The sequence below is a fragment of the Candidatus Berkelbacteria bacterium genome, from assembly GCA_016432625.1.
Classification (GTDB): Bacteria; Patescibacteriota; UBA1384; order 2-12-FULL-50-11; family 2-12-FULL-50-11.
Genome location: CP066697.1, coordinates 532,855 through 552,718, shown reverse-complemented (window position 1 = coordinate 552,718; position 19,864 = coordinate 532,855). Strand labels below are relative to the sequence as shown.

Below are 19,864 nucleotides of genomic sequence, written 5' to 3'. Positions count from 1 at the left end.
CTTAGAATGTTCCCGTTACGATATAGAGAACTTCGGTTTGATAAGTTTTGGCCTCCTGCAGGGCGTCAACGGCAACGCGATGAGTAATAGTGTACTGCTCATTTACGACTGCCCCAGTGCCACCCGTTACGGCGTCAGTATGGTCAGCGATAATATCGCCGAATGCCGTCATCGAGAGCGCGGCGTACAGTAAGCCGCCATTAAACTTATCGGCGCCCTGAATTGTCGAGTCATTAGAGGTGTAGCCGTAGCCACAAGTTGAGCCGCCGGTACAGAATCCGGCCGGCCAAGCGCCCGGCGAGGCGTAAGTGCCTCCCTGGAACATCGGGATAGTGAATGTACCGTTAGTCAGCAGCCCGGTAGCATACTGGCGCACAACATAACCGCCGTAGGCGTTGGTACTGGTGGTAATAGTTAAGGTCTCGCCGTCTTGACGGTTATTGCTGTCGTTCAGGTTATTAAAAGTTAAAGTGGTCGAGCCAAGTGTGAAAGTGAGGGTTGGCAGAACGTCTTGGCCGTTTGAGGAAGTAGGGCTGGAAGTATTGTTGGCGTTATCAACCGCCCTGACATTGAAGTAGTAGCGCTGATTGGTATGCAGGTTCAGAGAACTTGCTGTTACAGATTCGGTCGTACTATTGTCTGTCCAGCCCTTAATATCAGTACCGCCGACGGTTGTGCCGATGGAGTACTGATATTTATTTAGCCCGGAGACGGTGCAAGTAAAGGCATCCCAGTTCGATGACAGGGCGCTTACTGATCCGTCATTGAAATCGGCATCTACGTCTTCGACTGTGCCATCGTATACTAGTCCACCGTACGTACAGGCAGTCGTGTCGACACCAAAGTCTCGCTCGCCTTCGCCGTTACCGCCGTAACTAACCCAGCCTGAGTAGGCGCCCCCAGAGTCTTTAACCCTGGCTTGCCAGTGGTATTCGTTTGTATCGGTGACACTGATTGTAACGCTTGCTGCTACCGGCGTTCCGGAATAGGCAACCGTTGCGCCACAAGAATCTTCAGTATTACTGAACAAGACTCCTAAAATGTCGCGCTCGACACAGAGCTGAATTGTCGCCGGGTTGTCCCCGTCAGAAATATCAGCGGTAAATTTAACCGAGAGCTCGTTGGTCCAACCGCCGGTAGTGATGACCGTGTCGTCAGTTTTCTTTTGCGCCAGATTAGTCGGTGAGCTCGGGTTTGCAAAACTCCAGTTAACGTTATTACCACAGTCTATATTCGTGCCGTTAGACGCACCAATGGTGTTACCGCTTGAAGCGTTTGACCTTGAAACATTAACGTAGCTTACGGCTGTCTGTGTGCCCGAGACGTTTAAGTTCCACGAGCCACTAACGGCGCTGTTGCGGAAGTAGACGCGAGTGCCACCGGCCTGCCCATTCCAGTTAATGTTGTTAAATGTGTAGGTATTGGCATCATCGAACTCAACCCTGGTGTTGGCAGTTGTGAAGGTCAAATTATTGGTTACTGTCACGTCGTTAGCAAAATCGACAGAGGCAGTGAAACCGGTTCGCTCACAGTCCGATGCTGAAGCGCCAGAGCTGTTAGTGATTTGTAGGTTATAGAATGTGTTAGCGCCACTAGCCCGACTGACAGTTTGTGTGCCCGTGCCACTTAGCAGAACTGTCGACGTGCCATTAGTGAAGCTGGCCGAGTCCGCATCGTTCCAGGCGCCGTTAATATCGTAAGTAGCGGAGCCCATCAGGAAGGAATACGAACCAGAACTCGATAGGGCGTTAAACGCATTACCCGCAGTGAAGTTCGTATTATTGACAGTATTGTCGACCGTCAGTGTGCCAGCGCCAGTATTCTCGTTAGTCCAGGAGCTCGTTAAGGTCATCGTTCCGGCTCCTATCGTGTAGGTTGGGCTACCACTGGTTGGCCGAAAATAGAGGTTGCCGCCGTATGTATAAGCGGGAATCGTTGTTGAAGTTGTAATCTGGAATCGAAAATTTGAGGTCGTAATTGATCCGGCAAATGAGTAGGTTGGCGTAGCAGTCATAAGGGTAAAGCAACCGCCGCTGCCACCAAGGACTCCCGAGGCACCAACCGTTAGGGTCGTTCCTGTTCCACCGTAGTAAAAGACGCCGTTACCGCAGGCAGAAGTGATATTGAATGTTCCTTGGACGTTGACATCGCTGTCGGTATTAACAAGTTCTGTACCAGCAAGATTGATCGAGGCGCCTGAGTTGATTGTCAGTTTATAAAAGTGACGCGTCGATCCACCGCTACCCGATGTGTCGATAGATTTAGAGACCCCAGTAAATACCACAGTTGAAGTACCGATATTTGAGTTCCATGTGGCGTTACTAACCCAGTTGCCCCGCACAGTAATTGTCGCGGCGTTGGCTTTAATCGCCGCAGTACCCGACTGAGTAACGTCAAAGGCGTCAATTGAGTACTCGGAACCTGTGATCGTATCTAACCGGCCGCCGCTGACAGTCAGATTGCCGTTAAAGTCAGCGTTTCCAGTTAGGTCAACTTCGGCGGCATCATTGCCGCCATTTATAATGACGTGGTACAGCGATTGGGCATTCGGGGCATAAGTTCTGGTGGCCGAAGCGGCCGGCGTGAAGGTAACGGTTGAAGTGCCTTCGGTGACTGTGATCGTGCCGCTGGTATTAATAAATCGAACGTCACCAGTCGTTGTGATTGAAGAAGTGCCTAGATCGAGGTTGTATGTCCCGCCCGTACTTTCCGGGTAGAGAGTGTTACCGGTACCCGTAAACGATATAGTTGAAGAGCCAAAGTTAGCCGAAACCGTTTGAGTAGCGCCGCCTGATCCAAGCCGAAAGCCAGATAACGTCATTGCGTTATTGGCGGTGTTGAAGGCAGTGCCAGTTATTACGCCCCCAGCGTACACACGCACCTCTGTTGAAGTGGTTAATCCTGCGTCAAGTTGGAATGTGGTGTCATTGGTTGTGCCAGCGAAAAAGAGGTTCCAGCTACTATGACTGTAGTTATCGCCGTCAACCGTCAGTGTCAGACTGGCGTTGTATCCGGTCCACGAGATTATATTGAATCCACTACCAGTGAAAGCTGTTGTGGAGTTAACGACAAGAGGCTTACTAGAAACTCGTGGTCTGGGGGTTAGTACTGATGAGCTACCGGAGAGGGTGCCACCATTTAGCGTTACGACACTCTCGACATTAATTGTCTTTGAAGCTGGTAGAGTAGTCGTGAACGTCGAGTAAGCGAGATTCAAGTTATAGAACTCAAATCCCGTAGAAAGGTCGATTGCTCCTGTGCCATTTAGCGTGACTGTTGATGTACCCGGAGTGAATTTACCGCCCAAATCCGTCCAGTTGCGCGAGACGGTAATTGTCGAGCCGTTACCTGTGAGTCCAACTCCAGCAGTATTGGCAAGTGTTAAGTCGCGAGTGACCGTAAGAGAATGATTTGAGCCAGTGGTTGATAGCGCCCCGTTGGTCACCGTCAAGTCGTTGCCAACAGTTGTATTGCCCTCAAGCACGTACGTTTCGGAGGAGTTATTGATATCGAGGTTGTAGTACCCAGTGGAGCTACCGTTAGGGTTTTGCTCGACCGTTGTGTTCCCAAGTGGGTAGTCACCGGTGAACGTAAAAGTCGAAGTGCCCGGGTTAATCTGACCAATAAAGCCACCGAAATCAGTTGTCTCCATTCGGAGAGGAATTCCGCTCGCTCCCGAGAGCGTCCAAGTTCGATTGCCGCCTGTCAAGATAATACCGTCGTTGTCGTTGGCACCGGCGGCTCGGTTGACTCTCATAACGGCGCTTACAGTGATCCCGCCACTGCCGCCGGTTTGGGTGGTAATTGTTTGCCAAGTGTCGAACACTGCTGCGCTAGAGAAAGTAAGGTCATTGAAAGTCCAGGCAGTTGACCCCGAAGTAGTTCCAAAGTTTTTCCCAACATTAGCCAATAGACGCTGCTCGAACGTCCCACCCGTTAAGCTGATGATTCCGGCCGTTCCAGCGACATTGCCGTTGACGGTGATATTTTGGGTTCCGTTAAGTGTCCCGGCCGTCATTGTTAAATCGTTTGCGACGACGACTGCGGCGTCGGGCTGCACGGTTGCAGCACCGTTAACGATAACGTTGTAAAGTGTCTGGCCGTTTGGTGAGTATGTTGATGTGCCAGTCGTCGGAGCAAATGTAAAAGTGGAAGTACCGTCATCAACGGCTAAGGTGCCGGTACCGTTGACGAACTTAACGTGTCCGGTTGCTGAAATGGAAGCAGTTTGGAAGTTGGCCACCTGTGCCCCTCCGTTTGAACTTACGTAAAAGGTGTCGGCGGCACTGGCAAGATCGAAGGTAGCTGTGCTCGAGCCCCAGTTAGAAGTTGTGGCGCTGTTGTCAGTAGAGTCACCCTGAATCCACTTGTCGGCATTGATTGTGAAGTTTTGGGTGTTAAACGTTGCGGTACTAAGCGTATCTGCCTTGACTTGAATATAGCCATTGGTCGTAATGTTGCCACCAACGTTATACGTTACCAACCCTCCAGCAGAGACGTTGGCGCGCATCAGAATATTCCAGGTGCCGTAGTTTGTCGCGCCGGTCACAGTCACTGTCGCGGCGCTCTGTTTGCGTAGCTGAAAAGTCGCATTTGAACCAGAAAGTGTTGCTCCGGTGCCGATGACTAGATCAGCCCCAGCAGTCCTAAAGAGCTCGAATTCACATGTTACCGAGCAAGTCATCGTGCCGCCGCTTGCATCGCCTATAGTTAGAACTCCAAACACGTCGGTTCTGGCAGTCGCCATCGTCGTCGTTTTGGTGTTATACGCCACTGTTAAGTTTTCGAATTGGGTTTGGCCGCCGCCGACAGTCAGGATTTGACCGTCACCGTTAAGCTGAACGGTCGAACTGTCGCGAGTGAAAGTTCCGTTCAGTCCTTTTGACCAGTCGCGGGAGACGGTGATAGTCGAACCTCTAGCCCGGAAAGTAGCACCCGCCGTATTAGCTATTAGGACGTCGCGGGTAATACTCATACCATGGTTTGACGCTGTCGTGTCGAGCGTACCGTTGGTGATGGTTAAGTCGTTGCCGGCGTTCGTCGTCCCCTCGAGGACAAAAATTTCGCCGTTACGGTTTATGTCTAAGTTGTAGTAGGTCGCGGCTTGGACTGTCATATTACCCAGGCCTATGTTACCTGTGTAGGTAAATGTCGACACGTTAGCCGTTAGCACGCCAGCCGGAGAAGCGAGGATTTCGAACGGAATGCCGGTGGTGGCATTGCCAGAAAGAGTCCAAGTACGGTTACCGGCATCTAGAGTCGTTGTGGCGCCTGCCGCATCTCCACTTGACCCAATTTTAAGCAGGGTGGTAACGGTGATTCCTCCTGTACCACCAGTCTGGGTTGTGACGGTAATTCCAGCTGAGGCGTGCGAGTTAGAGAACGTCAAGGAAGAAAACGTCCAAGCTGTTGAGCCGCTAGTCGTACCAAAATTTTTATTAGCCGAAACGCGTTGGGTGAAAGTTCCACTGGTTAAATTGATCTCACCTGCGGTTCCTTGGACGTGGCCGTTGACGGTGATGTTTTGTGTGCCTACAAGTCGGCCATTGGTCATGGTGAGGTCGTTATTAATTTGCGCCGCTGCATCGGGTTGCACATCAGCGGTACTTGTGGCGCCGTTGATATAGACGTTATAGAGCGCCTGTCCGTTCGGTGAGTAGGTTTTGACCGCAGCGGTCGGTGGAGTAAAGCGGAAATCGGATGTGCCAGGATCAACAGTAATCGTACCGGTACCGTTCACGAATTTGACGTTACCAGAAACTGTCACGTCCGAAGTATTGAGATTGAGGGTATGAGAACCGCAGTCCGTTCCAACATAGAGCGCATCGCTCGTGCTCGATAGCGCTATGACAGAATCATTAAGGCTTGCTGTCCACGAGCCAGTTCTTGCGGGAGTACACGGCGCGATGCGCATTGATGACGAGGTGATCGAGTAATTACTAGCCGTAGTAGTAAAAATGCTGCCCGTTATGCCGTTGGTTGCCTCTAGCCTCGGGCCAAAAGACGTTGTGGTGATGTTGCCGCCTAGCTGAAACGTTGAGCCGTTACCAGTCGCGGCATAATTGACAATTCCCCAACTACCGTAGTTTGCCCCCGTAATAGTGAGGACGCTGCTAGCTGAGTTGGTTCGGAAGATAAGGTCGCGGCTGCTATTCAGGGTAGTGGCCGACGCGAAAACTACCGGTGTGCACGTTCCCGAACAATGAAGGTCGATCCAACTGCCACCGCCACCAGCGACAGTGCCGCCGTTAAACGTTAGAACATTATTTACATCCCAATCGTTGAGCGACAGCGTCGTAGTAAAGCCAGACGGTCCAAGGTGGACGTTATAGAACTGACTGTTGTTGGCGACCGTGAACGTCCCAGTCCCAGCCATCACTAACGTATCAGTACTATGGGTGTACTTGTCGCCCGTGTCATTGAAGTGACGCGAAACAGTAATCGTTGAAGAACCGGCGGCGAAGTCGGTATTAAGCGCGTTAGTGAGAGTGAGGTCTCGCGTTACGGTAACGGCATTGTTGTTTGTGTCGATGTTGCCGGCGGATAGCGTGAAATCATTTGCCGCTTCAACCGCCGCTTGGATCTCCCAATCGTCGGTGGCAGTCCCTTCGGCAGTCGTAAAGTCGATATTATAAAACTTGCCATTCACACCACTTAGGGTGCCACTCAGAGTTCTGCCGGTTACGCTGGTGTTGAAGGTCACCGTACTAGTGCCGGAAGAAAAGACAGAGTCGTTCTGCCAGTTGCCGTTCACCGTTACGACATTTCCATCGGCAGTCCAGGTACCGTCGTTCTCGACGTGCATTGTGGTAACATCAGCGCCGCCACCGGAGGCAGGACGGAAAGTATCACCGGCAGCGATATAAAGCTCCTCATCGGTATATGATCCGAGCGAATCGACCGTCAGGTCATCGCCGGCTGAAACGTCGAAAAAGATATCTTCATCGGCAGAGACCGAGTTATCGTACTGACTAAGATCAGTGTTACTGAGCGTCTGGTTGTCGACGGAGCCAATGGATAGGTGTCGCCAAAAAAGTTGAATGCCGGTGATGTCGCCAGTGCCGTCGTATTTTGTAACTGCTACGGCCTCTTCATCATCGGTTGCCTCGCCGTTGATGAAAACAGTGACAATATCATTTATTACCGGCTGAGTTACGCCGGAAATTGCCCAAGCGCCGTCGACAGTCGCATCCACCTTGCCGGTTTGAATCGTGCCGTTTACGGCGACGGCGATTTCGTTAGAACCGTCATCGGTGCAGTCGGTTGTTTGATCGTACTGATCGCAGGAGCCGGAGATTGTTATTTCTGGAGGGGTGTAGTCAACTAATAGCCAAAGCGTCGAAACCTGGACAGTGCCTGAGCCGGCAATGTCGCGAACGCCTATTTGGGCCGTATCAAGCTGTGTATCGGTCCAGGCTGTTTCTTGCTCGGGCCTGGTATAAGCCGTTAGCGGGTATTGATAGGGCGCGGCTGTGCGGTTACTGACCCAGGTCGTTGAAGCAGGCGAGAGCGTATCTGATTCGATCGGTACGGCGCTAGTATTATCTTTAATCCGGACTTTGAAATCTTCCTGGGTTGCCGAACTAGTTCGGAAACGCGCGCCAACATGAACGACGTTCACTGTGTCCGAGGCACCGATTGGCGAAGCATCAAGGTTAAAGTCCTCGTAATCCCCGGTTGTAGTTTCTTCGACATAACTCGTCGCTTCGTCAGGTGTGATTTCATCAAGACACTGCCAGTTGGCGTCCGCGGCGTCGTCACAAGTAGTCGTCTCCGAACCAGCCGAAGCCCAAGTTTCAGAGTTGTCACCAGTTGCATTCGGTCTAAGGTGGATAATCTTCCCCGCGCCAGGCCAGGTGTTTTGGTATGAGCCTTGATTTTTGTTTAACGCTACATCGTCCCAAATTAAATCACCAACGGTATTGGTTGTTGACTCGGCGTCGTCACTGGCGTGTAGGCCCAAACCTAGCCGAGCCGCACCCCCAGCAGTTATGTCACGTGTGGTTGAGGAAGCAAATGACACGCCGTCAAGTCGACCGTCAACTTCGTCGTTACCGTCATCGCAAGCAGTGCCACAAACAAGTTTCAACTCAACCCGGTACCAGACGCCCGTTGAAAGCGTCGAAGATGCCGAACCTATGGCGCCGTCTTCATCGTGGAGTGTCAAAGTCTCAGATGCAGTCAACTTGATGTAAGCCTTTCGTGAGTTAGTAGTGTTGAGAATCGACAACACAGTGACATCACTTGAATCGAACCCGGTAGCGATTCGTAGATAGGCCCTAACGAAGTAATCGCCGGTCGTGTTGCTCGTTGCGAAGTTGTAGCGAATCCATTCGGCACCGCCAGCGTTCTCGGTTTCAAGAGCGTAAGCACCAGAGCGAAATGTCGAGGAATTGATAGCAGGGCTGCTAGTTGTCGCTGTCCATTCCTCGTCGGCAACGGTCGAGTTAAGCTCAAAACCACTGGAAAAAAGTCGCCCACCAAAATTAGGAACGTATTCGACTTGGAGCCAAATTGCCGATGCTCTGATACCAACTCCGTTATTAGTGTTCGTTTTGACACCGATTTGACTACTATCTAAATCTGTTGTCGTCCAAGGCGAGGTACTCGTACCAGGTAGGTCATAATCAGTAATCTTGTTGAGCTGCGCAGAATCGTCATCATTGGTTCGCCAGGTAGTATCGCTGTCAAGAACCGTGGTTGTTGCTTCGTCTGTGGTGCCGCTGGCAGCTGCTTTCAGCCTGACGACAAGGTCTTGGTTAGATTCACCTGCTGCGCAACCGAAACCCTCTGTGGTAGTGCCGCAAGCCCGGAACCGTACGCCAACCGAGACAAGCCTGACGTAGTCGTTCGCAGTCAAGCCAGCGCTAGTGGAGGACTCGATATTATAGTCGTCAATTTCATTGTTAGTCGTTGTTGCCGAATAGGTGGTCGAGTTGTCGGGTGGTATTTCATCGACACACTGCCAGTTAGGGTCGCCAGCGGCGTCACACTCAGTAGGTGACCCGGCCTCAGTAGTGTTGTCCCATTGCTCATTATCGCCGGTGGCATCTGGCTGCATGTGAACAATCTTGCCCTCGCCGGGCCAGTTGTCAGTTCGTCCGGTTGAGTCGTTGACGGCAATGTCGTCAAAATAGAGGTCGGCAGTTGTTGAAGTTAGCACTCCCCAAGTGAGGCGATCAACACCGGCATCTAGAGTTCGGTCGGTTGATGAGGCGACTTGAACACCATCCAAACGTAATTCCATATCGGCGACAGCGCTGCTGAGGGTAGTTGTGTCGATGTAAAGCTCAATGCGGTACCAAGTATTGGTGGCTAATACCGAACTTGCCGAACCAATTATGGCGTTATCTTCTTCATTCCAAAGCTCGATCGACCGATCCGAATTCATCCGGACACCAATTTTATTGTTAGTACTTGTTCCAGCCCGGAAAATTCCGATCTCCGTTCCTGGTGCGGTGGCAATACGTATATAAGCTCGGAACCAAAATTTATTTTGTTGTGCCGAGTTGGCCCAGGTCTTATAGATCGTCGCCGTGTTACTCGAGGTGTTGGCTCGGTAGGCGTAGCCGCCAGAGCGTTTCGTGGTTGAGTCGATCGTTGGTGTAGTACCAGAGGAACTGGTGATCTCCATATCTGCGGTCAGCGAGTTAAGCTCCGCGCCGCTTGACCAAAGACGGGCACCTGAGGCAGAGCCAGTTTGGCTTTGGGTAAGGGTCGGTAGGAAACCACTGCCAGTGATGCCGATGACAACAGCGAGCAACGTCAACAACAAACCAACTCGGCGCACCGGTTTGCTACTTAGTACCACCCCCAAGGAATAAACTCCGTCTAAGCGCCGCATCCCTCCTCTTACATTAATATTGCTTTAACCATAACAGGATAACCTCCAGATTGCCAAACCTGTTGAGGAAAAGTTTTTGGCGCTATGACCGTTCCAACTAAACCTGATTTAAGGTAGAGTAAAATTCATGAAAATTAGCCACGAGAAATTACCCTACAGCCGCATTAAATACGTTGTCGAGATTGACGAGACGGAAACGGTCGAGTTCTTTACTGAAGCGTCAAAAAACTTAGCAGCGAAGACTAATGTCGCTGGATTTCGACCGGGAAAGGCGCCTGCAGAAGTAATTCGTAGCCAATTAAAACCCGAGGACTTGCGCGAAGAGGCCTACGCTCTTGCGGCCAGACAAGCCTGGAGTGAAATTGCCGAGAAGAGCCAAGTCTTGCCGATCGAGGATCCAAGCGTTGAGGTAGAGAAGTTCGAGGAAGGCGCTGCGAGCCGGCTAATCTTCTTGTTTGACGTTCGCCCAGAAGTTAAAGTCAAAGACTGGCGCAAAATAAAAGTTGAGAGCTTCCCTGTGACTGAAGTTACCGATGTAGAAGTGGCGGATGTTCTTAATTCGTTAGGCCGGGCGCATGCTCAAACGCTAGTCAAACTCGAACCCGCGGAAAAGGGCGACAAGTTGGAAGTGACCTTCACTGGTTCAATTAACGGTGTTCGAAAAGACAAGCTAGCTGCCTCTAAATTTGGCTTAGTTCTTGGACAAGGCGGGGTTGTGCCAGGTTTCGAAGATAATCTTATCGGGGTCCGTCGTGGTGATAGTAAAAAATTTACCGTTACGTTCCCAAAAGACCATTTTGACAAAGAATTTGCCGGTCAGAAGATTGATTTTGAAACTACGGTAGATGAGGTTTTTCGACTAGTTCTACCGCCACAGGACAATAGCTTCGCCGAAAAATTCGGCCACAAAACTTTTGACGAACTGCGTCAGGCAGTCAAAGAGGATTTAGCGCGTCATAAAGAAGAAGAGGCTCAAACTCAGCGCAAGGCAAAATGGCTCTCGGAGTTTGACAAGAAGGTTGAGACCACAATTCCGCGTAGTTTATTGAAGGCAGAAGTAGATCGATCGCGACAAGCTTGGTCCGCCTTTTTGGCTGAACGTAGTATCAAGCCCGAGGACTGGTTAGCGCGCCGCAATACTACTCTTGAGAAACTCGAAGAGGATTGGTCGCGTGCCGCCGAATCGTCAGTTCGTATCGGTTTAGGGCTAGCGGAAGTTGCTAAAGAGCAAGGAAAAGAACTCAAGAACGACCAAGACTATCAGGAATTCCTGGAAGAGCTAGTAAAAGCTCCAAAATAGTCTGCGATTATCGGTCCTAACTTTGCAACTATAGGTAAAGAGATTGCAGTAATTTTTGCGTAATCTGGTTGAGGCGTTAGGTTTGTTGTCCTCTAGGAAAAGGAAGGAGGTTGGAATGGCTATGACACGAGAATTACGTCGAGAGCGGGTAACTTGGCGACCGGACGTGGTCGACGAAACCGGGGAAGCCACTGCCTTTAAGGCCACTCAGGTTGTTTACTACGTCTTGAGTGTCCTGGAAGGGCTGCTAGTTATCAGGTTCGCTTTCAAGCTATTTGCTGCAAACGCCGCTAATGGTCTCGTCGACTTTGTCTACGATCTGACCGGGCCTTTTGTCGCCCCGTTCCGAGGTATCTTTGCTTCGCCAGTAGAGGAGGGAACGGTCTTTGAGTCGTCGACGTTACTAGCGATGGTTGTTTACGCGCTCGTCGCTTACATCATTGCCCGGCTCTTCTTCATTATGTCCGATAGCACGGAAAGCGCTTACCACAGCTAGCAGATAACTTGTTTGGGGTATTTTTTACCCCTCCGTGGGGAGGGGTAAAAGACGTGTTTCCGTCTTGGCGTCACAACGTCCGGACGGAAACGAGTTGAGGGAAGTAAGGCTCGGCAGCTTGGAAGTGAGCTGTGGAGTCGATGTCTGTGCCGATACCGGGCCAGTCACCGATCACGGCGCTGACAGGACACTTGGCAAGCTTGCGCGCTCTGTGCTCGAGGTCGCTAATTCTCAGCACCTCGGGTTTAGTTCGCGCTCGGAGATATCGGACCGCTATGAACGGCCCGAGCATCCAAGCAAGCCGGAGCTTGTTTTTCCTGGCCTTGTAGGCGCGCTCGACGAATGGCAGAACCGTATCCCACACCCACTTCTCACCAGAGAAGATGTTGCCAAGCGTGAACTCGCCCTCAGCGGTTGTGAGCGATGTACGACTTAGCTCTGGGTACTTGTCGCGGCAAGCCGCGACAGGCACGACAGCGCAGTACAAGGTGCTACCGTTTTGGCGCGACAGGAACTCCGAGACCTCCTTGGCTTCCAGGAAAGGCATATCGCACGTCGACAGAATCACCCGGTCGCTGTAGTCGGCCAGATCCAGTCCATTCTTCAAGCTACCCAGCAGGCTTAAGCCCGCCGCAGCTTCTTGGCAGTCGGCAACTTTCGCGCCGACAACGGTGATCTTTTGCACGCCGGCATCTCGGAACGCTGACGCAACTCGCTCTACCATGCGAACACCGTTTACAGGTATGTTGGCGACGTGCGAAACGCCGCAGTACGACTCAAGGTCCGGTAAGCGTTTACCGCCTGCCAGGATAATTGCGTGAGCATTCTTCAATGGGCTCCTCCGTGAATGGAAATTTCGAAACATGGGCATTGTATCGACGTAGATCGTTCATTTCAAGGAATAACGTTGACGAAATGTAAAGCAAGCTTTACACTCAACCCATGGAAGAACCAAAGAACCAGATACTCGTTCCGATGGTTATCGAAAAAACGGCGTTTGGCGAACGAGCCTACGATATTTATTCGCGCTTACTTCGCGACCGAATTATTTTTGTCGGCGGACCGGTTGAGGATCATCTCGCTAACGTCATTATGGCGCAGCTATTATTCCTCGAGTCGGAGAACGCCACTAAAGACATTCAGATATATATCAACAGCCCGGGCGGCTCGGTCTCGGCGGGTCTCGCAATTTACGACACGATGAAGCACATCAAGCCGGACGTCTCAACGATCTGCATCGGCATGGCCGCATCAATGGGGGCGTTTCTTTTAGCTGGCGGGGCCAAAGGCAAGCGTTTCGCGTTACCTAATTCTCGGGTCATGATTCACCAGGTAATGGGTGGCGCTGAGGGCCAGGCTAGTGACGTTGAGATACAAGCCAAAGAAATTCTTTACATCAAACAGCGTCTTAATCATATCCTGGCTGAGAATACGGGCAAAAAACTAGAGAAAATCGAACACGACACTGACCGTAACTTTTGGATGAGTGGCAGCGAGGCGGTCGAATACGGTCTCGTTGACAAGGTCCTGGTTTAGTTTTCGTTGCGCTTCGCGAACCCCGCGTCGGTCACAGCAAACCCCTGACGTGCAAATTTTGGTACATAGACTTATGCTAGCTTAAATGGAAGCACGGGTCAGAATCATGTTGTACGTCTTGCTCGTCCTGACGATTGGTCTGGCCTCGAGGTTTTTTAGCGCTGAGCAGTACGAGGCGAGCAGTGCCAGCGCTGAGTTTTACGTCTCATCGACGGGTAGCGATAGCAATTCAGGCACGATTGACGCACCGTTCAAAACCATTGAAAAAGCCAAACTGTCTGCTCGCTCCACGGCTGGTAACGTCAATATAAATCTACGCGGCGGCGTTTACGAACTATCCAATCCAATAAACTTAACTTCAGCCGACTCCGGCAAGGGCGGCGGAGTTGTCACGTATCAGTCATATCAGAATGAGGTGGTAGTAGTGCGTGGCAGTAAGGCGCTGGCCGGGTTTACGGCAATTGGTGGCGGGATTTATGAGGTAGACCTAACTGCCAACGGCTTGGGGACTCAAACAGTTAAAGACCTTTTCGTTAATGGTGTCCGCCAAATACCAGCTCGTTACCCGAATTATATTGCCCCAAATTTCTCTAAGACTGATCCATGGGAAGGCAATTTCGTTTTTGCGGCCAGTAATACACCGGAGGTGAAGAATAAGGTTGTTTACAGCGATACTTTCACGCGGCCTGAGAGTTGGAGCAATCCGACAACAGGTTCGGTTAACATTTATTCTGGCCCAAACTACTGGAATTCAATTGTTCCGATATCGGCCTTAAACAAAGCAGGCCGAACCATCAATTTCGGTAGCGACGTAACCTATAACCTATTGCCTGGTAATCGCTTTTTCGTTGAAAATATTCGCGAGGAGCTAGACGCACCCGGTGAATGGTTCTTCGATGCTAGTGCCAAAAAAGTTTTACTGATTCCGCCAGCGGGGATTAACATTAACTCCGATCGCATTTCCGTCCCAATCTCAAACTATATTTTCAATCCGAACGGCGCCAATAACATCAAATTTTCCCATCTTGTTCTCGAAGAATCACAGAGACACGCCTTATATCTAATTAGTTCCAAAGACATTACTATCGACAACTCTGTGATACGAAACACAACTGAGCGAGGCATTTTTGTCCAAGGCTCGTCGGAACGTGTGAGCATTAACAATAACATCATCCATGATACTGGCGACGACGGGATTATGATTGACCAGACCGATTACTCTTACCGTAAGAACTTGTCATCATCTGGGCATAGCATTACAAATAATCGAGTATACTTGGTCGGACAAATTATAAAGTGGGGTAGCGGCATCAAGGCTAGCAGTACGGTAGGTCTAAAGATCGCGAATAACGAGGTTTATGATACCCCCCGTGTCGGTATCTTTCTCGTTGGCAACGATACCGTCGTTGAATCGAACCATGTTCATAACACCAACCGAGAAACTCAAGATTCTGGAGGAATCTATACTATCGCCCGATCTTGGCTGTACCGAGGCAATGTCATTAATAATAACTTCGTGCACGATACGGGTGGTTACGGACGATCTGGTAGCGTATGGATCTTCAATTATTTCTCCTGGGGCATATATCTGGACGACTTCTCCAGCGGCACCTGGGTTTACAACAATGTCGTCGCCCGATCACCGAAAGGCGGCGTCCAAGTTCATGGCGGTCGCGACAACACAGTAACTAACAATATATTTTCTGAGTCGCTAACTGAATCTAATACGTATCTGCAAGGTAGGGACGTATCAGTTAGCCTCTATTCCACAATGTGGAATGAGCTTTCAGCAATGAGCGCAAATGGGTTTGATCACGACAAGTATTTTGCGAAATACCCAGAGCTAAGCACTATAACCGAGACAATGACCAACGCTACCGCATACGCAGGCAATAAAATAACCAAGAATATTTTCTACTTCCCAAGCCACCCTAGCGTCCGCCTATACTGGGTTAGATATTTTATCGGCAATACCGGCAACGTCGTTGACTACAATGTAATTTGGAACGGTGGCGTCGCTTTGTCAGTAACGCACCCGGAATCGGCTGGTTCACAGTTGAGCTGGGATCAATGGAAGGCATTTGGGTACGATACCCATTCGGTAATTGCCGACCCGCTCTTCAAAGATCCGGGGCATGATAACTACGAGTTGAAGTCGGGTTCACCAGCCTTACAGGTTGGTTTTGTGCCGTTCATCACCAGCGACGTTGGGCCGACAACACCCCCGCCGATAGATCCCGGCAGTGCCGATAGATACAACAACACTAGTACCAATAATGATGCAGCAAGTACTTCTTCGACCCCTAACGCAGGGACCTCCGGCTCGACTAATTCGAAAAGTAAGAAGAATAACAGTGCTGATACTTCACCGGGCACCCAGGTTAGCAAGACCGAACAGGCAATAAACCTGCCCGATATTACAGAGGGCGAAGACATAAGTCTCAAAGACCAGTTTAAAATCCTTGGCATAAAGCAGGGCTCTGTAGTAGTGGTAAGCGTTTTAGTGATCTTGCTAATGCTCTGCAGTTTGGCGGTGATGTTTGTCCATAAACTGAAAATCGAGCATTTACGTCGTTTGCAGCGCAGTTTTCGTAACCTCCATTCCTAGGACTCTTTGCCCTTGACTTTGCTGCGGCTTAATCATAAAATTGCCGTAAGTTCTGTTTCTCGAGACATCGAGGTCACAACTAGAAATTTAACAACTGACCACAACCGTCAGGTGATGTTTCGCTGACTTGTTAGCGAAATTGATGCCTTAAGGCATGAGTATTTGGCGGTTGCAAGAAACACACTACAAACTTCTTACATATGAGTTAATATATGTACCCATTTCGGTCAAACGAAATGGTGCCCGCATTTAAGAACCCTTAGCGTGCCAGCCTGTTGTCGCAGTCGTCAACTGACGACGCGTCGTAAGACACGACAGCAAATCAAGCAGCACACAAAGGAGTTTCTGAGCGCTTCGGTTAGAGTTGAGAGTTAGACTACATGCACTTTCCGCCAGGAAAGAGCAAGAAGTGGACTCTCATAAGAACTCCACCGAAGTTACAATGAGAGTTTGATCCTGGCTCAGGATGAATGCTGGCGGCGTGCCTAATACATGCAAGTCGAACGGGTTTAGACCCGTGGCGAACGGGTGAGTAACGCGTGGGTAGCTGCTCCGAAGTCGGGGATAACCAGCCGAAAGGTTGGCTAACACTCGATAGTCCCGCAAGGGTAAAGTTTACGCTTCGGAAGGCGCCTGCGTCCTATCAGCTTGTTGGTGAGGTAATGGCTCACCAAGGCGATGACGGGTAGCCGGTCTGAGAGGATGATCGGCCACAGTGGAACTGAGACACGGTCCACACTCCTACGGGAGGCAGCAGTAGGGAATTGTCGGCAATGGGCGAAAGCCTGACCGCGCGACGCCGCGTGAAGGAAGAAGGCCTTCGGGTTGTAAACTTCTTTTATGAGGGAAGATTATGACGGTACCTCATGAATAAGGGCCTGCTAACTACGTGCCAGCAGCAGCGGTAATACGTAGGGCCCAAGCATTATCCGGAATTACTGGGCGTAAAGAGTGCGTAGGTGTTCTATTAAGTCGGTCGTTAAATCCCACTGCTTAACAGTGGGGCTGCGAGCGATACTAATAGAATTGAGTGTTGCAGGGGCAAGCAGAATTCTTGGAGTAGGGGTGAAATCCGTTGATACCAAGAGGAATACCAATGGCGAAGGCAGCTTGCTAGGCAAACACTGACACTGAGGCACGAAAGCGTGGGGAGCAAACGGGATTAGATACCCCGGTAGTCCACGCCGTAAACGATGCCAACTAGCAATTGGGAGAGTCGACCCTCTCGGTTGCGAAGCTAACGCGTCAAGTTGGCCGCCTGGGGAGTACGGTCGCAAGACTAAAACTCAAAGGAATTGGCGGGGGCTCGCACAAGTGGTGGAGCATGTGGTTTAATTCGACAATAACCGAGGAACCTTATCCAGGGTTTGACATCCGGGGAAAGTCCTAGAAATAGGACCGTGCCTTCGGGAGCCCCGTGACAGGTACTGCACGGTCGTCGTCAGTTCGTGTCGTGAGATGTGAGGTTAAGTCCTTGAACGAACGCAACCCTCGTCCTCTGTTGGATTTCAGAGGAGACCGCCCTGGTAACAGGGAGGAAGGTGGGGATGACGTCAGATCCGCGTGGTCTTTATACCCTGGGCTACACACGTGCTACAATCCGTTCTACAATGGGTCGCCAAGCCGCGAGGCGGAGCTAATCCCATCAAAAGTTCGGTCAGTTCGGATCGGAGTCTGCAACTCGACTCCGTGAAGCTGGAATCACTAGTAATCGCGAATCAGCTAAGTCGCGGTGAATACGTTCTCGAGCCTTGCACACACCGCCCGTCAAGTGAGCCGAGCTGGTAACACCCGAAGCGTCTTAAATTAATGAGGCACTAAGGTGGGATCAGTAAGGAGCGCTAAGTCGTAACAAGGTATCCGTAGGGGAATCTGCGGATGGATCACCTCCTTTCTAGAGGAATTTTCTTCTAGGTCGAGGCTGAAGTGTTACTTCAGACGAGAAAGATTGTTTCTTGCAGCCGCCAAGTGTTCAACGCGCGTTGAATGGCTAAATGTAAAGCTCTACTTCGGTAGAGCTTTACATTTAGGGGTGGATTTTATCTGTTAACTGATTTAAACTTGATGGAGTTAAGCGCGTCACGCATACATTACAATTTGATTCATGCGAGTATAGCTCAGTTGGTTAGAGCGCGTCACTGATATTTAAAATCTTGTGTGGGAACCTGGGCGTATAGCTCAGTTGGTTAGAGCGCGTCACTGATAATGACGAGGTCTCTGGTTCAAATCCAGATACGCCCACAAAGATTTTAAATTCCTCTGCGGCAGAGCCGCGGCGGATAATGACGAGGTCCCTGGTTCAAATCCAGGTACTCGCACAATGACTATTAGAGCCAAAGCATTAGTTGCCGCTGTGGCTGTTTGGCTTTTATTTTTGAATACTTTTTTACCCGAACTTTATATCGGGTCGAGCGGCATTAACTATTTTGCCGACCTTACTCACTCCAAATGGAGAGACGTAATTTCACTGGTTAGTTTGGGGCTATCTTTCATAACGTATCTCGGCTTTAGCTGGTACTTCTTTAAGACGTATTCATGGAGGTGGCTCGTACTCGTTGCTATGGGAGCAATCTTAATCTTTTTCGGATACTTTATTGCCGTCCCCAGTTGAAGTAGTTCTATCGTCGGGCAACAACGAGTGCGTTAGGTAGGCTTCGGCCGGGGCCAACTTTGTAGCTATTGTTATAAATCATCGCGCTCGACCCGCCGCCGTCGACGTTCATCGCGTAATCAACATCGAGCTCGTCCATAATATCGGCTAGATCTATGACGGTCGCGCTCTTGGCAATCGCCAAGTAGAGCACCTGTCCTTTCAGGCCCATCGCGCCGCGGTTAGACTTGACCGTTTTTTGTTTGCTATCGAGGTTACTTTGGTTGAGCACGTTACTGCCACCAGAAACCAACGCTGGGGACGAACTGATACCGGCGGTAATAGTGCCGCTAAAGCTAGACCAGGAACCATAATATTTGGCCGTATTGCCGTTCACTGTCAGGAACGGCTCATATTCAAAGGAGCCATTGCTGCCGTTGATCATTTTACTAAGGCGGCTGTTCCAAACTTTCCAGTAGAAGGAGCCGGTCTTGCCAGCGCAGGATGAATAGTCTGCGGGACAGAAGTAGGTACCGTTCATGCCGGCAAAGGCGCCGTGGTCACTGACGTAACTGGAAAGCGACTTGGTCGGACAGTTGTCGACGCAGTCGTTGTCGTTGGCCGTATCGGTAATAACGCGGAACTCGCCGCTCGCGAGATTAAATTTCGATAAATGTACCGTGTAGCCTTTAACGGTCACGACTTCGTACGAACTGTCGCCGTTGGTTAGTACTGAGCTCGGCGGTGGGGCACTAGTCGGAGGAGGGGCGGCGGGTGCCTTAGAAAGCGAAAAGTCGTAGGTGGCTGTTTGCCCGGCACTAATTGTAACGCCGGACTTAGTGTGCGAGGTGTAACCACTTTTGCTGCCGACAAGCGTCCAGCTGCCAGCCTTAACGGTCAATAAGTAGCGACCATCTGTTCCAGTGAGCACGGAACCGAGCTCGCTGCTGCCTTCTTTCAGGGCCACTTTTACACCCGACAACGGATTGTCACCTTCTTTAACTACGCCCGACAGCGTACCTTTTTGTTTCTCGGCTTCAATCGCTGCGGTCTGGCTCGTGATTAGAGCCATGACCGAAGCAAGCTGCGTTGTAAGTTCAGTAGCTGCCTGGAGATATTCATGCTCAGTGAGGATAAGGGCGTAGTTCGTTGCAAGCTCGGTTTTCTGCGCTGAAACGTCGGCACCAAGACTCTCGGCCTCGGTTATTTTTACGGCGACATTCTTGTAGGAAGTGATGGCCAAATTTCGCAACTTTTCATTATTTTGGGCAATGGTGTCAGTTTCGGCTCGTAAATTTCTTTGCGTGTGTAAAACCTCCGCCGAATAAACGGAGGCGATAAAGAGCGTTGAGATAAGCGCCAAACTGACCCAACGCGCTTGGTTACTAAAATTCCTACTGACAATTTGTCGGCTCCATAGACGCATAAAAGTATTGTAGCTTACTGCTCTCTCCGCAGGTTCGTGAAACCGTTTAACAGCCGAAGCGAAT

At 50.6% G+C, this 19,864-nt stretch carries 7 protein-coding genes, 1 tRNA gene and 1 rRNA gene; 6 read left to right on the top strand and 3 right to left on the bottom strand.

Annotation, left to right across the window (positions count from 1 at the left end; genetic code table 11):
* Window position 1: 1 nt before the first annotated feature.
* The gene (locus tag HY845_03115; protein QQG51522.1) at window positions 2–9,844 is read right to left on the bottom strand and encodes a hypothetical protein; all 9,843 of its coding nucleotides are present in this window, start codon (window positions 9,842–9,844) and stop codon (window positions 2–4) included.
* 127 nt (window positions 9,845–9,971) lie between these two features.
* On the opposite strand from HY845_03115, the gene tig reads away from it, so the two are divergent.
* Together tig and HY845_03105 are read left to right on the top strand one after the other, a co-directional pair.
* Window positions 9,972–11,144 carry a trigger factor gene (gene tig, locus HY845_03110; GenBank protein QQG51521.1) on the top strand — a complete coding sequence of 391 codons (1,173 nt, stop codon included), beginning with the start codon at window positions 9,972–9,974 and terminating at the stop codon, window positions 11,142–11,144.
* Between the two features lie 121 nt (window positions 11,145–11,265).
* A complete protein-coding gene (locus HY845_03105; GenBank protein QQG51520.1) occupies window positions 11,266–11,640 on the top strand; it encodes a YggT family protein in 375 nt (124 codons plus the stop codon).
* Between the two features lie 70 nt (window positions 11,641–11,710).
* Here the strand turns inward: HY845_03105 and HY845_03100 are convergent, their stop codons facing one another.
* Window positions 11,711–12,472, bottom strand: coding sequence for a nucleotidyltransferase family protein (locus tag HY845_03100; protein QQG51519.1), 762 nt, complete (start codon window positions 12,470–12,472; stop codon window positions 11,711–11,713).
* A 110-nt stretch (window positions 12,473–12,582) separates the two neighbouring features.
* Between HY845_03100 and clpP the strand changes: the two genes are divergently transcribed.
* The 4 genes from clpP to HY845_03080 all read left to right on the top strand — a co-directional run bounded on the left by clpP (window position 12,583) and on the right by HY845_03080 (window position 18,025).
* Window positions 12,583–13,176: an ATP-dependent Clp endopeptidase proteolytic subunit ClpP gene (gene clpP, locus HY845_03095; protein ID QQG51518.1), complete on the top strand. Its 594-nt coding sequence runs from the start codon at window positions 12,583–12,585 to the stop codon at window positions 13,174–13,176.
* An 85-nt stretch (window positions 13,177–13,261) separates the two neighbouring features.
* Entirely contained in the window at window positions 13,262–15,784 is a 2,523-nt protein-coding gene (locus HY845_03090) for a right-handed parallel beta-helix repeat-containing protein (GenBank protein ID QQG51517.1), read from the top strand.
* 438 nt (window positions 15,785–16,222) lie between these two features.
* Window positions 16,223–17,678 (top strand): 16S ribosomal RNA (locus HY845_03085).
* 273 nt (window positions 17,679–17,951) lie between these two features.
* Window positions 17,952–18,025: transfer RNA gene (locus HY845_03080), tRNA-Ile, on the top strand.
* A gap of 377 nt (window positions 18,026–18,402) precedes the next feature.
* On the opposite strand, the gene HY845_03075 is transcribed toward HY845_03080, so the two are convergent.
* Entirely contained in the window at window positions 18,403–19,800 is a 1,398-nt protein-coding gene (locus HY845_03075) for a phosphodiester glycosidase family protein (GenBank protein ID QQG51516.1), read from the bottom strand.
* Window positions 19,801–19,864: the final 64 nt, after the last annotated feature.

Excerpts from the sequence above, each read along its gene's own strand:
- HY845_03105 (QQG51520.1), top strand. The coding sequence starts at position 11,266 with ATGACACGAGAATTACGTCGAGAGCGGGTAACTTGGCGACCGGACGTG.
- HY845_03090 (QQG51517.1), top strand. The coding sequence starts at position 13,262 with ATGGAAGCACGGGTCAGAATCATGTTGTACGTCTTGCTCGTCCTGACG.
- clpP (QQG51518.1), top strand. The coding sequence starts at position 12,583 with ATGGAAGAACCAAAGAACCAGATACTCGTTCCGATGGTTATCGAAAAA.
- HY845_03075 (QQG51516.1), bottom strand. The coding sequence starts at position 19,800 with ATGCGTCTATGGAGCCGACAAATTGTCAGTAGGAATTTTAGTAACCAA.
- tig (QQG51521.1), top strand. The coding sequence starts at position 9,972 with ATGAAAATTAGCCACGAGAAATTACCCTACAGCCGCATTAAATACGTT.
- HY845_03115 (QQG51522.1), bottom strand. The coding sequence starts at position 9,844 with ATGCGGCGCTTAGACGGAGTTTATTCCTTGGGGGTGGTACTAAGTAGC.